Genomic DNA, 14610 nt, shown 5'->3' on the forward strand with positions numbered 1-14610 from the left:
GATGCGGACCACTTAGACCAAGGAGGAAACCATGGGCCAGACCCGAGTATTCAAGATTGCTTCCATTCCCGCGGACGGTGTCGGAAAGGAAGTGGTCGCCGCCGGCCGCACGGTGCTGGAAGCTGTCGCCGCGCAATCCAACGGCAAGTTCGCCTTCGACTGGACCGAGTTCGACTGGGGCTGCGAGTACTACGCCAAGCACGGGGTCATGATGGCACCAGACGGCTTGGAAACGCTGAAAGACTTCGACTCGATCTACTTCGGCGCGGTCGGCTGGGAGAACGTTCCAGACCATGTCAGCCTCTGGGGCTTGCGCCTGAACATTACGCAGAACTTCGACCAGTGGGCCAATATCCGCCCGGTCAAGTTCCTTCCCGGGGTCACTTCGCCGCTGCGCAAGGCCGATGACACCGAGCTGGATTGGATCGTCGTGCGCGAGAACAGCGAAGGCGAATATGCCGGGCTGGGCGGTCGCAACCTTTCGGGGCGCGGGCCGGGCAATGAGATCGCGCTGCAGACGGCGCTGTTCAGCGAGAAGGGCTGCGAGCGGATCATCCGCTTCGCTTTCGAGCTGGCCCGCACCCGCACGGTGAAGAAGGTCTCCTCGGTCACCAAGTCCAATGCGCAGCAGTACGGCATGGTGCTGTGGGACGAGACTTTCGAGCGCGTGGCGCTGGAATTCCCTGATGTGCGTACCGAAAGCGTGCTGGTTGACGCGATGAGCGCGAAGTTCATCCTCAATCCCGAGGACCTGTCGGTGGTTGTCGCCTCGAACCTGAACGCCGACATCCTCTCGGATCTGGGTTCCGCCCTGGCCGGCAGCCTGGGGCTGGCCGCCAGCGCCAACCTGAACCCCGAACGCCGCTTCCCGTCCATGTTCGAGCCGGTGCACGGTACGGCCCCGGACATCGCCGGGCAGGGGATCTGCAATCCGATCGGCGCGATCGCCAGCGCCGCGCTGATGCTGGAGCACTTCGGGCTGGAAGCCGAAGCCCGCCAGGTCGAGGCGGCTATCGAAGCAGCCACCGCGGCCGGGCAGCTGACCCGCGACATCGGCGGAACTGCGGATACCGAGACCGTCACCGACGCCATCGTGGCAGCACTGAGCAGCACCCTGGCCGCTGTCTAGGTCCAACGCGCGCCCCATCCGGGGCGCGCCACCAGGCCGCGAATATTGCATCGCGGCTCCCTGAATTTTTCCAAGCCCCGCTCCCGCGCACGCTGAGATCCACGGAGCAAGGCTTATTCCAACACTGAGGTAGGAATCATGGGCAAGACCATGCAGAGCGAAAGCATCCAGCCGGCTCGCCGGCCACTGTACCGGCAGCTGTACTTCTGGGTCCTGGTCGCCATTGTCGCCGGCATTATCCTTGGCTGGCTGGCACCGGAAACCGGCCAGTCCATGCAACCGATCGGCACCACATTCGTGGAAGCGATGAAGATGCTGATCGGACCGATCGTCTTCTTGACCATTGTCGGGGGGATCGCCAGCGTTGCCGACCTGAAAAAGGTCGGTGCCACCGGGCTCAAGGCGCTGGGCTACTTCCAGATCGGCACGATCTGCGCCATGCTGCTCGGCTTGGTGGCGATCAACATCTTCCGCCTGGGCGATGGCGTGAACGCTGATGCCAGCAAGCTCGAAACCACCGGCCAGGCCGCAGAGCTCATCGACAAGGGCGAGAGCCAGCAATGGTGGGAGTTCCTGACGCACATCATTCCCGGCTCGGTGGCGTCGCCATTCGTCGAAGGCGACATCCTGCAGATCATCTTCATGGCGGTGGTGTTCGGCATCGCGATCAATGCCGTGGGCAAGATCGGCGGCCCGGTGCTGGATCTGGTGCAACGGCTGACTACGGTGATCTTCAAGGTGCTGAATTTCATCATGAAGGCGGCACCGCTGGGCGCTTTCGGCGCCATGGCCTTCGCCGTGGGCAAATACGGGGTGGAAACGCTTTCCAGCCTGGGCTGGCTGATCCTGCTGTTCTACGGCACCTCGATCATCTTCGTGGTCTTCTTCCTCGGCGGAATCATGGCGTTCCTGGGGCTGAACATATTCAAGATGCTCAAGCACTTCCGCGAGGAGCTGCTGCTGATCCTGGGCACGTCCACGGCGGAACCGGCGCTCCCCGGGCTGATGAAGAAGCTCGAACACGCAGGGGTGAAGAAGGAGACAGTGGGGCTGGTGGTGCCGACCGGATACAGCTTCAACCTCGATGGCGCTGCCATCTACCTCTCGCTGGCGGCCGTGTACATCGCCCAGGCCACGAATACCGACCTGACTGTGGGCCAGCAGATCGGCATGCTTGCCGTCATGCTGCTGACCTCGAAGGGTGCGGCGGGTGTTGCCGGAGGCGGATTCATCGCACTGACCGCAACCTTGAGCACCTTGGGAACCATCCCGGCGGCCGGCATCATGCTGATCTTCGGCATTGACAAGTTCATGTCCGAATGCCGCGCCCTGGTGAACTTCTGCGGCAATGCCGTCGCCACCTTGTTCATCGCCTGGTGGGACAAGTCCCTTGACATCGAACGAGTACGCAAGGTGTTCAACGGCGAAGAAGTCCCCGCGCAGCAGGGGTCGCAAGATTCCCCGGAGGACAAGCAAGCGAACGTGGCTGCGGAAGACGACGGCACGCAGGACAACCCGGTCGATGCCTCGGCGGCTGAGCTCAGCGGCGTAGCGCGCTAGCACCCAAGGGCACAGCAGGTCCCCGCGAAAGTTCTGGCGGGGACCTGCTGCGTTGGCGGGCTACTTCGCGCGCACGTTCGCTTCGATCTTCGCTCCGGTGTCCGCGTCGATGTTCTTCCAGTACTCGATCGCGTTGGACAGCACCGGTTCGATGACCCCGTCCAGCGCCCCGGTGACGGTCTGGACCAGTTCGGCGCGCTGGGCGTCGTCCATCACCTCGCGGACCAGGATGCCGGGCTGGACGAAGTCCCCGTCGTCCTTGCGCAGCGTGTAGGCCTCGCGGACCAGCTCGCCGTCGGACTCGAAGGAGTTCTCTGCCGGACCGGTTTCATCGCTCCACGAGTCGCCGAAGGAGTTCGGCGCGTAGACGCTGCGATCGCCGGTGTGCTCGTAGGTCATATTCCCTTCGAAATTGTACGAGTGCACCGGGCATTTCGGCTTGTTCACCGGCAGCTGCTGGAAGTTGGTGCCGATGCGGTAGCGCTGGGCGTCCGCGTAGGCGAAATTGCGTCCCAGCAGCATCTTGTCCGGACTCATCCCCATGCCCGGAACCATGTTCCCGGGGGAGAATGCGGCCTGCTCGATTTGCGCGAAGAAGTTCTCCGGGTTCCGGTTCAGCGTCATGGTGCCGACCTTGATGCGCGGATAGTCCTTCTTGGACCAGACCTTGGTCAGGTCGAAGGGGTTGAACCGGTAGGTCTTGGCTTCCTCGTAGCCCATGATCTGCACGTACAGGTCCCACTGGGGGAAATTCCCGGCCTTGATGGCTTCGAACAGGTCGCGACGGTGGAAGTCGGCGTCGGATCCGGCCAGCGCCTCGGCCTGCGCCCCGCGCATGGTCTCGAACTTCTCGGACTGCTTGTTCAGGAAATGGTACTTGACCCAGAATTTCTCTCCGGCCGCGTTGACCCACATGTAGGTGTGCGAGCCGTAACCGTTCATCTCGCGCCAGGTCTTGGGCAGGCCGCGCTGGCCCATGATGTAGGTGACCTGGTGGGCGGATTCCGGATTCTGCGTCCAGAAGTCCCACTGCATGGTTCCATCGCGCAGCCCCGAATCGGGCAGGCGCTTCTGGGAGCGGATGAAGTGCGGGAACTTCATCGGGTCGCGAACGAAGAACACCGGCGTGTTGTTCCCGACCAGATCGAAATTGCCTTCGGAAGTGTAGAACTTCATCGAGAAGCCGCGCACATCGCGCCAGGTGTCGGGAGAGCCGAGCTCGCCGGCAACGGTGGAGAAACGCATCAGCGTTTCGGTTTTCACGCCAGGCTGGAACAGGGCCGCCTTGGTGTACCGGGATACGTCCTCGGTGGTTTCGAATTCGCCGAAGGCTCCGGAACCCTTGGCATGCGGGCGGCGCTCGGGAACATTCATCCGGTTGAAATGCTGCAGGGTCTCGACCAGATGATGGTCGTGCAGCACGATGGGGCCGTTGGCGCCCACGGTCAGCGAGTTGCGATCGCTGGCTGCCGGGATTCCTGCTTGGGTTGTCGAGGTGGGATCTTCACTGGCCATGTTTGCTCCTCAGCTATGTGGTGCATTGGGAAAAGGGCGAGTACTGCCCATCATGCCACGCATAGCGGGGGAGTTGAAGGGATGCAAAAAGGGCCCGAACCATGGTTCGGGCCCTTAGCGCGTGCTTAGACGGTGCGCGCCAGAATTGCCTGCTTGACCTCGGCGATAGCCTTGGTCACCTGGATGCCGCGTGGGCATGCTTCGGTGCAGTTGAAGGTGGTGCGGCAGCGCCACACGCCTTCCTTGTCGTTCAGGATCTCCAAGCGCATGTCGCCTGCATCATCGCGCGAGTCGAAGATGAAGCGGTGGGCGTTGACGATCGCAGCCGGGCCGAAGTACTGGCCATCGGTCCAGAACACCGGGCAGGAGCTGGTGCAAGCAGCACACAGGATGCACTTGGTGGTGTCGTCGAAGATCTCGCGATCCTCGGCGGACTGGTAGCGTTCCTTGGTTGGCTCGTGGCCCTTGGAGATCAGGAATGGCATGATCTCGCGGTAGGACTGGAAGAACGGTTCCATGTCGACGATGAGGTCCTTTTCAAGGGGCAGGCCCTTGATGGCTTCAACGGTGATCGGCTTGGAGGTGTCCAGGTCCTTGAGCAGGGTCTTGCAGGCCAGGCGGTTGCGGCCGTTGATGCGCATGGCATCGGAACCGCACACGCCGTGGGCGCAGGAGCGGCGGAACGACAGCGAGCCGTCCTGCTCCCACTTGACCTTGTGCAGGGCGTCCAGCACGCGGTCGGTGCCGTACATGGTCAGCTTGAAATCTTCCCAGTATGCGTCCGCGGTGGCCTCTGGCAGGTAGCGGCGAACGCGCAGGGTGATGTCGAAGCTCGGGATCTCTCCGCCGCCGCCAACGCCTGGCTTCAGGTCGATCTTTGACGGTGGTTCTGGCAGTTCGGTGCTCATTAGTACTTACGCTCCATTGGCTGGTAACGGGTAAAGACCACTGGCTTGGTCTCCATGCGGATGCCCTTGATGTCCTCGGTGACGGCTTCTGCGTCACGGTAGGACATCGAGTGCTTCATGAAGTTCTCATCGTCGCGGTCTGGGAAGTCCTCGCGGTAGTGGCCGCCGCGGGATTCCTTGCGGTGCAATGCAGCAACGGTGATGACCTCGGCCAAGTCGAGCAGGAAGCCCAGCTCGATGGCTTCGAGCAGATCCAGGTTGAAGCGCTTGCCCTTGTCCTGGATGCTGATGTTCTTGTAGCGGCGGCGCAGATCCTCGATCACGTCGCGCGCTTCCTTCAGCGAACGCTCGTCGCGGAATACCTGGACGTTGGCGTCCATGGTCTCCTGCAGGATCGAGCGCAGGTCCGAGACGCGCTCGGTGCCGTTGCCGGTCAGCACGCCTTCGAGCTGCGCGGTGACGAATGCTTCCGGGTTCTCCGGCAGCTCGACGAAGTCGGCGGTCTTGGAGTACTCGGCAGCGGCTACGCCGGCGCGCTTGCCGAACACGTTGATGTCCAGCAGCGAGTTGGTGCCCAGGCGGTTCGAGCCGTGGACCGATACGCAAGCAACCTCGCCGGCAGCGTACAGGCCAGGAATGACGGTGTCATTGTCCTGCAGCACTTCGGTGTTGATGTTGGTTGGAACGCCACCCATTGCGTAGTGCGCGGTTGGGTAGACAGGCACCGGATCGGTGAACGGCTCGACACCCAGGTAGGTGCGGGCGAATTCGGTGATGTCCGGCAGCTTGGATTCGATGTGCTCTGGTTCCAAGTGGGTCAGATCCAGCAGCACGTAGTCCTTGTTAGGACCGCAACCGCGGCCTTCGCGGACTTCGTTGGCCATCGCGCGGGCCACGATGTCACGTGGAGCCAGGTCCTTGATGGTCGGTGCGTAGCGCTCCATGAAGCGCTCGCCATCCGAGTTGCGCAGGATCGCGCCTTCGCCACGTGCACCCTCGGTGAGCAGGATGCCCAGTCCGGCAAGGCCCGTTGGGTGGAACTGGAAGAACTCCATGTCCTCCAGCGGCAGGCCCGAGCGGAAGGCGATGCCCATGCCGTCACCGGTCAGGGTGTGCGCGTTCGAGGTGGTCTTGAAGACCTTGCCGGCGCCGCCCGAAGCGAAGATGACCGACTTGGCCTGGAAGACGTGCAGTTCGCCGGTAGCAAGGTCGTAGGAAACCACGCCGGCAACGCGCTTCTGCTTGTAGGCGGTGCCGTCCTCGCGGTAGGCATCCTCTTCAACCATCAGCAGGTCGAGCACGTAGTACTCGTTGTAGAACTCGACGTTGTGCTTGACGCAGTTTTGGTACAGGGTCTGCAGGATCATGTGACCGGTACGGTCAGCTGCGTAGCATGCGCGGCGCACGGCAGCCTTGCCGTGGTCGCGGGTGTGGCCGCCGAAGCGGCGCTGGTCGATCTTGCCCTCTGGGGTTCGGTTGAATGGGAGGCCCATTTTTTCCAGGTCCAGCACGGCGTCGATGGCTTCCTTCGCCATGACCTCTGCTGCGTCCTGGTCAACCAGGTAGTCGCCACCCTTGATGGTGTCGAAAGTGTGCCACTCCCAGTTGTCTTCCTCGACGTTGGCAAGTGCTGCGCACATGCCGCCCTGGGCCGCACCGGTGTGCGAGCGGGTTGGGTAAAGCTTGGTTAGCACTGCGGTGCGTGCGCGCTGACCGGATTCGATCGCTGCACGCATACCTGCACCACCGGCACCGACGATAACAACGTCGTACTTATGTACCTGCATTCTTGATGCTCTCTTCTCTAAAAATCTGTGTGGCTATCGGCTGGAACTAGGGGAGTTCCAATTAGCACTGTGGCAGGGTGCTGCCGGCTACGCATGGATCGAAGGTGAAGATCACCAGGGAACCAAGCACGATGATGAAGATCGTGGCAACATACAGGATGCCCTTGAGCCATGCACGGGTAGCGTGCTTCTCTGCGTAGTCGTTGATGATGGTGCGCACGCCGTTGGTGCCGTGCAGCATTGCCAGCCACAGCATGGCCAGATCCCAGAACTGCCAAAGCGGCGAGGCCCACTTGCCGGCCACGAAGCCGAAGCCGATGCCGGAGATGCCTTCGCCGACCATCAGGTTGGAGATGAGGTGGCCGAAGATCAGAACGATCAGGACTACGCCGGAGAGACGCATGAACAGCCATGCCAGCATTTCGAAGCTTCCGCGGGACTTTGGTCCGCGCTTGTACTTTGGATCAATGCGCTGGCTGCGAGGAGCAGGAATAGAAACGCTCATGGCTTAGTGGCCTCCGAATGCGATCGACAGGTGACGGATAGCGAAGCCCGCAAAGACGATGACCCAAAGGATCAATACGCCCCAGAGCAACTGGCGCTGGTACTTGGTGCCCTGCTTCCAGAAGTCGACCAGGATCAAACGCAGACCGTTGAATGCGTGGAAGAGGATTGCTGCAACCAGACCGGTTTCACCAAGTGCCATCCACGGGGTCTGGTAGGTGCTAATGATTGCGTCGTAGGCGCCGGCATCGACACGGACCATGGCCGTATCGAGCACGTGCACCAGCAGATAAAGAAAAATAACGACACCGGTGACTCGGTGTCCCACCCAGGACCACATGCCTTCATGGCCGCGGTATAGGGTGCCTGACGAAGTCTTCGACACTGAACTAAACCTCCAAGGCTCGCAACGGCGCATGTGTATATTGCACACAATGAGATTTGACGCACTTGTGCGAGCGTTCCTTGTGCGAGTCTAAACCACTAAGCCAGCTCCAATCTATTTCGTGTCTCGTTCCTGTGAGCATGTTCACCGAAATGCGGTAAATATGCGCTAAAAGGCCGAAATCCCGCCCGTAATACCTCATGTGATGTTTTCGTATTTAATTCGTTGCACAGGTTTCAATGGACGGGATTATCCACCGAATGAATTAGTCTGGAAGGCGTGAATGCAGACCTATTAGCCCGATTCCATGGCGTGATCCCCGCCGGCGGCGTCGGCACCCGATTGTGGCCCCTTTCCAGGGCTTCCGCTCCGAAGTTTTTGCACGATCTGACCGGATCCGGATCCACGCTGATCCGGGCCACCTATGACCGCCTGGTCCCGCTGGCCGGCGAACGGATCATGGTGGTCACCGGGCGTGCGCACCGCGGAGCCGTAGTTTCCCAGCTGCCCGAGCTATGCGACGAGGACCTGGTGCTCGAGCCGGAGCCGCGCGACTCGGCTGCCGCCATCGGCCTGGCCGCCGCGATCCTGTACCGCCGGGACCCGAGCATCATCATGGGCTCCTTCGCCGCGGACCAGGTCATTGAGCCGGTCGAGGTGTTCCAGGCCGCGCTGAGCGAAGCGATCCACACCGCGGCGACCGGCAAGATCGTGACCATCGGCATCCACCCGACGCACCCCTCCACCGGATTCGGCTACATCCAGACCGGCCAGCCGCTCCAGGTGCCCAATGCGCCGTCGGCGCGAGGCGTGGTGCAGTTCGTGGAGAAGCCCGATGAGGACACGGCCCGCAAGTACCTGGCCTCGGGCGGGTTCTTGTGGAATGCCGGCATGTTCGTCGCGCCGGTGAGCCTGATGCTCAAGCACCTGGAAGCCAATGAGCCGGCGCTGTATGCCGGCCTGATGAAGATCGCTGATGCGTGGGAAACCGATCAGCGCGAAGCCGTGATGCGCGAAGTCTGGGCCGATCTGCCGAAGATCGCCATCGACTACGCGGTGGCTGAACCGGCCGCCGAGGCCGGGGACGTCGCGGTGATCCCGGGCGTTTTCAACTGGGACGACGTGGGCGACTTCGCCGCGATCGGCCGCTTGAACAAGGCCAGTGCCGAGGAGGGCATCATCAACCTGGGCGGCGAGTCGGTGCGCGTGTATGCCGACAGCGCTACCGGCGTGGTCTATTCGGACCGCCCGCGCGTGGTGGCTTTGGTCGGGATCGAGGATGTGGTCGTGGTGGATACCGCCGACGCGTTGCTGGTGACCACCAAGGAGCATGCGCAGAAGGTCAAGCAGACCGTGGAGGCCTTGAAGGCCGACGGCGCTACCGAGGTGCTCTAGCACAGCTTCGCCCCTGCTGGGGGAGCACGGGATGTTACTGCCCGGTATTTGCTGGGACTTCCTTTGACCTGCGCAGATATGGCATTCTAGGTGGGGTTTTGCCCTGCGGTGCTTTGGCGCCCTTGCCGGGCATTGATAGGTTGGTAGCCATGACTACGGCCAAGATCAGTTCCGAACCGTCCGAATCCGCAAAGCCCGCGCCGCCGGGCTCGCTGCCGCCGCCGGGCAAGACCCGGATCAACAAGGCAGTCTTCTACGGCTCTGCGCTGCTGGTGCTGGCCATCGCCCTGTGGGCCATTATCGACCGCGATTCCGCCAACCTGGCCATCAGCGCCGCCGTAACCTGGATTGGCCGGAACTTCGGCTGGTACTACACCCTGGTGGTCGTCGCGGTGCTCGTCTTCGTGATCGGCGTCGCGATCTCGAAGGTGGGCAAAACCCGGCTGGGCCCGGATCATTCGCGCCCGTCCTTCAACATCTTCACCTGGGCGGCAATGCTCTTCGCCGCCGGCATCGGCATTGACCTGATGTTCTTCTCGGTGGCCGAGCCGGTCACCCAATACCTGGCTCCGCCGGCCATGGAGGGATCCACCGTCGAGGCGGCCCGCCAGGCGCTGGTCTGGACGCTGTTCCACTACGGCCTGCTCGGCTGGGGCCTGTATGCGCTGGTGGGACTGGCCCTGGGCTACTTCGCCTACCGCCACAACCTGCCGCTGTCCATCCGCTCGGCGCTCTACCCGATCCTGGGCAAGCGCACCGAAGGCTGGGTGGGGCACAGCGTGGACATCGCCGCGATGCTCGGCACGATCTTCGGCATCGCCACCTCGCTGGGCATCGGCGTCGCGCAACTGAACTACGGGCTGAACTACATGTTCGGCATTCCCGAAAACCGCTCCTGGCAGATCATCCTGATCGTCGCCGCCGTGGTGATGGCGACCATCTCGGTGCTCACCGGTGTGGAAAAGGGCATCCGCCGGCTCTCCGAGCTCAACGTGCTGCTGTGCGTTGCGCTGATGCTCTTCGTGCTGATTGCCGGCTCCACCGCCTACCTGTTCGACGGCATCGTGAACAACATCGGCGACAGCCTGGCGATGTTCCCTTCGATGGCGCTGGACACCTTCGCCTACGACCGCCCCGATGAGTGGCTCAACGGCTGGACACTGTTCTTCTGGGCCTGGTGGATCGCCTGGGCGCCGTTTGTCGGCTTGTTCCTGGCCCGCATTTCCCGTGGACGCACCATCCGCCAGTTTGTCACCGGCGTGCTGGTGGTGCCTTTCGCTTTCATCCTGCTGTGGATCTCGATCTTCGGCAACAGCGCGCTGGCGATCGTCCGCTCGGGCAATCAAGCCTTTGGCGAAGTCGCGATGAACACCCCGGAACGGGCCTTCTACTCGCTGCTGGACCAGATGCCCGGCGCACCGATCACCGCGGCGATCGCCACCTTCACCGGATTGCTGTTCTACGTGACCAGCGCCGACTCCGGTGCCCTGGTGATGGCCAACTTCACCTCGCACCTGAAGGATCCGCAGTCCGACGGCTCCAAGCCGGTGCGATTGTTCTGGTCGCTGGCCACCGGCTTGCTGACCTTGGGCATGCTCTTCGTCGATGGGATCTCCACCCTGCAGGGCGCCACGGTCATCATGGGCCTGCCCTTCTCCTTCGTGCTGCTGCTGATCATGCTGGGGCTGTTCAAATCCCTGCGCATGGAATCGGCGCTGGCCGATCGCTACCGCAACAACATGCACAAGGTGCTCACCAGCCGGATGGGATCGGGCGCCGAGAAGCGCAATTGGAAGCAGCGGCTGTCCCGGGCCATGTCCTATCCTGGGCACCGCTCGGCCAAGCGCTACCTGGGGCAGGTCGCATTGCCGGCCCTGCAGGAAGTCAGCGAGGAATTCACCGCCCGCGGCGCCACGGTGGCGCTGGATATCGAGCAAGTGGCCAACCTAGAGCTGAACTCGCTGGACCTGGTGGTGGAAAACGGCGCCGAACGGCCCTTCAAGTACCAGATCTATCCGGTGCAGCTGCCGGTGCCCACCTACGCCCGCGTCTCGGCCGGCACCGATGTGTACTACCGCATGGAGGTCTTCTCCCAGGAAGGCAGCCACGGCTACGACCTGATGGGGCTCACCAAGGAACAGCTGATCTGCGATGTGCTGGACCAGTATGAAGCCCACCTTGAATTCCTGGAAGCGCAAACCGAATCGGCGGCTCCCAGCCAGATCAATTCCGACGGCGCGTCCAAAACCGACTGGGAATCAGATTTCGAAACAACCCTGAAAGAGGAAGCATGAGTTCTCCGAGCAACCAGAATCCGCTCCTGCACCATGGCGCGACGCTGTTCATCGACGGCGCTTTCACGCCCGCGGCCAGCGGCGAAACCCGCACCATCAACTGCCCGGCCAATGGGGAAGCGGTGGCCACCGTTTCCGAGGCAGGGGAAGCCGATTCGATCAAGGCCATCGAAGCTGCCCGCCGCTCGTTCGATTCGGGCATCTGGTCCAGCGTGCCGGCCGCGCAGCGCGGCGACTTCCTGCTGAAAGCCGCCGAGCAGCTGGTGGCGCGCAAGGCTGAATTCGCGCTGGCCGAAACCCTGGACACCGGCAAACGCCTGGTCGAATCCGAGCTGGACATGGACGACATCATCTCCTGCTTCCGCTACTTCGGAAAGCTGGCTGGACAGGAAGCCGGCCGCGTAGTCGATGCCAACGACCCGAATGTCATCTCGCGGATCGACTACGAGCCGGTGGGCGTGGCCGCCATGATCACCCCGTGGAACTACCCATTGCTGCAGGCGGCATGGAAGATCGCTCCGGCTTTGGCCGCGGGCTGCTCCTTCGTGCTCAAGCCGGCCGAATTGACCCCGTCCACCGCGATCTTGATGATGGAGGTCCTCAAGGACCTTGGGCTGCCAACTGGCGTGGCCAACCTGGTCACCGGCGCCGGCGCGCAGGCCGGCGCGGTGCTCTCGGAGCACAAGGACGTGGATCTAGTCTCCTTTACCGGTGGCCTGGTCACCGGGCGCAAGGTCGCCGCCGCTGCCGCTGGCACGGTGAAGAAGGTGGCCTTGGAGCTGGGCGGCAAGAACCCGAATGTGGTCTTCGCCGATGCGGACTTCGACGCTGCGCTGGATAATGCCCTCAATGGGGCGTTCGTGCACTCCGGGCAGGTCTGCTCCGCCGGCGCGCGCCTGGTCATCCACGAATCGATCGCCGAGAAGTTCGTCGACGAGCTGGTGCGCCGCGCGCAGCAGATTACCCTGGGCGGGCCTTTCGACCAGAAGGCGGAGACCGGCGCGCTGATCTCGGCAGCCCATCTGGAAAAGGTGGACGCCTATGTGCAGGCCGGCATCGCCGAGGGCGCGCGGGTGCGCTGCGGCGGACGCCGGGCCACCGAACAGGACGGCGCCGGCCTGGGCTCCGGCCATTTCTACCTGCCAACGGTCATCGACCAGGTCACCGGTTCGATGTCGGTGGCCCAGGACGAGGCCTTTGGCCCGACCATCACCGTGGAGACCTTCTCAACCGAGGATCAGGCGGTGGCCATCGCCAATGACACCATCTACGGCCTGGCTGGGGCTGTCTGGTCGCAGGATGCTGGAAAGGCCGCGCGCGTGGCCAAGCGCCTGCGCCACGGCACCATCTGGATCAACGACTACCACCCCTACCTGCCGCAGGCTGAATGGGGCGGCTTCGGCCAGTCCGGGGTGGGCCGCGAACTGGGCCCGACCGGCCTGGGCGAATACCAGGAAGCCAAGCACGTCTACCAGAATCTGAACCCGCAGGTTACCGGTTGGTTCGCACAGAAGCAAAGCTGAACGAGAAAGGGCATAGCGTGAGCATGCATAAGAAGGATTTCGACTACATCGTTATCGGCGGCGGCTCCGCCGGCGCGGCGGCAGCCTCCCGGCTGAGCGAAGACCCCTCGGTGACGGTGGCGCTGGTGGAAGCCGGTCCCGATGACCGCGGCTATGATGAGGTCCTGCAGCTTGACCGCTGGATGGAACTGCTCGAATCCGGCCTTGACTGGGACTACCCGATCGAGGAGCAGGAGAACGGCAACTCGTTCATGCGCCATGCGCGGGCCAAGGTGATGGGCGGGTGCTCCAGCCACAACTCCTGCATCGCTTTCTGGGCGCCGCGCGAGGACATCGACGAATGGGAGTCCAAGTTCGGTGCCACCGGCTGGAACTCGCAGATGGCCTACCGCCTGTACAAGAAGCTGGAAACCAATGAGGATGCCGGACCGCAGGCGCCGCACCATGGCGATTCGGGCCCGGTGAAGCTGATGAACGTGCCGGCCAATGACCCTTGCGGCGTGGCGATCCTGGATGCCGCCGAACAAGCTGGCATCCCGCGCGCGAAGTTCAACAATGACCAGACCGTGGTCAACGGTGCGAACTTCTTCCAGATCAACCGCCTGCCAGATGGCACACGCTCCTCCTCCTCGGTGTCTTACATCCACCCGATTACCGGCCGGGAGAACTTCTTCCTGCTCACCGGGCTGCAGGCGCGCAAGCTGAATTTCGACGCGTCCAAGCGCTGCACTGGCGTCGACGTGGTGGACGGAGCCTTCGGGCGCACCTCGACCCTGAACGCGGCCCGCGAGGTCGTGGTCTCGGCCGGCGCCATCGATTCGCCCAAGCTGCTGATGCTTTCGGGTATCGGCCCGGCCGAGCACCTGGAGGAGGTCGGCGTTCAGGTGCTGGTCGACTCCCCGGGCGTGGGCGAGCACCTGCAGGACCACCCGGAGGGCGTGATCCAGTGGGAAGCGAAGAAGCCCATGGTCGAATCCTCCACCCAGTGGTGGGAGATCGGCATCTTTACCCCGACCCGCGAAGGCCTGGACCGCCCGGATCTGATGATGCACTACGGGCAGGTGCCTTTCGACATGCACACCCTGCGCCAGGGCTACCCCACCGGGGAGAATACCTTCTGCCTGACCCCGAATGTCACCCATGCGAAGTCGCGCGGCACCGTGCGCTTGCGCAGCTGCGACTTCCGGGACAAGCCGAAGGTCGATCCGCGCTACTTCACCGACCCTGAAGGCCATGACGCGAGGGTGATGACTTTCGGCATCCGCAAGGCACGCGAGATCGTCGCCCAGTCCCCAATGGCTGATTGGGCCGGCGAGGAGCAGTTCCCGGGCAAGGATGTGCAAACCGATGACCAGATCTTCGACTACCTGCGCCGCACCCACAACACCGTCTACCATCCAGCCGGTTCGGTGCGCATGGGCGCCGAAGATGATGCGATGAGTCCGCTGGATCCGCAGCTGCGGGTCAAGGGCGTGAGCGGCCTGCGGGTGGCTGATGCGTCGGTGATGCCGGAGCTGGTGACGGTTAATCCGAACATCACGGTGATGATGATCGGCGAGCGTTGCGCCGAGCTGATCCAGCAGGACTAGAGCCCTGTCGCAGGGCGGCGG

11 protein-coding genes are annotated in these 14610 nt (G+C 63.0%); 6 read left to right on the forward strand and 5 right to left on the reverse strand.

The window, feature by feature from the left end; genetic code table 11:
* Window positions 1–31: 31 nt before the first annotated feature.
* Together ACRDT3_RS09550 and dctA are read left to right on the forward strand one after the other, a co-directional pair.
* Window positions 32–1129: a tartrate dehydrogenase gene (locus ACRDT3_RS09550; RefSeq protein WP_431492758.1), complete on the forward strand. Its 1098-nt coding sequence runs from the start codon at window positions 32–34 to the stop codon at window positions 1127–1129.
* A 138-nt stretch (window positions 1130–1267) separates the two neighbouring features.
* Window positions 1268–2689: a C4-dicarboxylate transporter DctA gene (gene dctA, locus ACRDT3_RS09555; RefSeq protein WP_431492759.1), complete on the forward strand. Its 1422-nt coding sequence runs from the start codon at window positions 1268–1270 to the stop codon at window positions 2687–2689.
* Between the two features lie 60 nt (window positions 2690–2749).
* On the opposite strand, the gene ACRDT3_RS09560 is transcribed toward dctA, so the two are convergent.
* The 5 genes from ACRDT3_RS09560 to sdhC all read right to left on the reverse strand — a co-directional run bounded on the left by ACRDT3_RS09560 (window position 2750) and on the right by sdhC (window position 7821).
* Window positions 2750–4204, reverse strand: a complete 1455-nt coding sequence (locus ACRDT3_RS09560) for a catalase (RefSeq protein ID WP_431492760.1) — start codon at window positions 4202–4204, stop codon at window positions 2750–2752.
* A gap of 125 nt (window positions 4205–4329) precedes the next feature.
* Complete coding sequence (locus tag ACRDT3_RS09565; protein WP_105661693.1) at window positions 4330–5112, reverse strand: succinate dehydrogenase iron-sulfur subunit; 783 nt, start codon at window positions 5110–5112, stop codon at window positions 4330–4332.
* On the reverse strand, window positions 5112–6899 hold the full coding sequence (gene sdhA / locus ACRDT3_RS09570; RefSeq protein WP_431492761.1) for a succinate dehydrogenase flavoprotein subunit: 1788 nt from the start codon (window positions 6897–6899) through the stop codon (window positions 5112–5114). The genes ACRDT3_RS09565 and sdhA overlap by 1 nt, the downstream gene beginning before the upstream one ends.
* A 61-nt stretch (window positions 6900–6960) precedes the next feature.
* Window positions 6961–7404: a succinate dehydrogenase hydrophobic membrane anchor subunit gene (locus ACRDT3_RS09575; RefSeq protein WP_431492762.1), complete on the reverse strand. Its 444-nt coding sequence runs from the start codon at window positions 7402–7404 to the stop codon at window positions 6961–6963.
* Between the two features lie 3 nt (window positions 7405–7407).
* A complete protein-coding gene (gene sdhC, locus ACRDT3_RS09580; protein WP_431492763.1) occupies window positions 7408–7821 on the reverse strand; it encodes a succinate dehydrogenase, cytochrome b556 subunit in 414 nt (137 codons plus the stop codon).
* A gap of 246 nt (window positions 7822–8067) precedes the next feature.
* Here sdhC and ACRDT3_RS09585 point away from each other — a divergent pair, with 246 nt between their 5' ends.
* The 4 genes from ACRDT3_RS09585 to ACRDT3_RS09600 all read left to right on the forward strand — a co-directional run bounded on the left by ACRDT3_RS09585 (window position 8068) and on the right by ACRDT3_RS09600 (window position 14589).
* Window positions 8068–9183, forward strand: coding sequence for a mannose-1-phosphate guanylyltransferase (locus ACRDT3_RS09585; RefSeq protein WP_431492764.1), 1116 nt, complete (start codon window positions 8068–8070; stop codon window positions 9181–9183).
* 149 nt (window positions 9184–9332) lie between these two features.
* Window positions 9333–11477 carry a choline BCCT transporter BetT gene (betT, locus tag ACRDT3_RS09590; protein ID WP_013348096.1) on the forward strand — a complete coding sequence of 715 codons (2145 nt, stop codon included), beginning with the start codon at window positions 9333–9335 and terminating at the stop codon, window positions 11475–11477.
* Window positions 11474–13000, forward strand: coding sequence for an aldehyde dehydrogenase family protein (locus tag ACRDT3_RS09595; protein ID WP_431492765.1), 1527 nt, complete (start codon window positions 11474–11476; stop codon window positions 12998–13000). The genes betT and ACRDT3_RS09595 overlap by 4 nt, the downstream gene beginning before the upstream one ends.
* A 23-nt stretch (window positions 13001–13023) precedes the next feature.
* Complete coding sequence (locus ACRDT3_RS09600; RefSeq protein WP_041648469.1) at window positions 13024–14589, forward strand: GMC family oxidoreductase; 1566 nt, start codon at window positions 13024–13026, stop codon at window positions 14587–14589.
* Window positions 14590–14610: the final 21 nt, after the last annotated feature.

The sequence above is a fragment of the Glutamicibacter sp. genome (assembly GCF_050701915.1).
Classification (GTDB): Bacteria; Actinomycetota; Actinomycetes; order Actinomycetales; family Micrococcaceae; genus Glutamicibacter.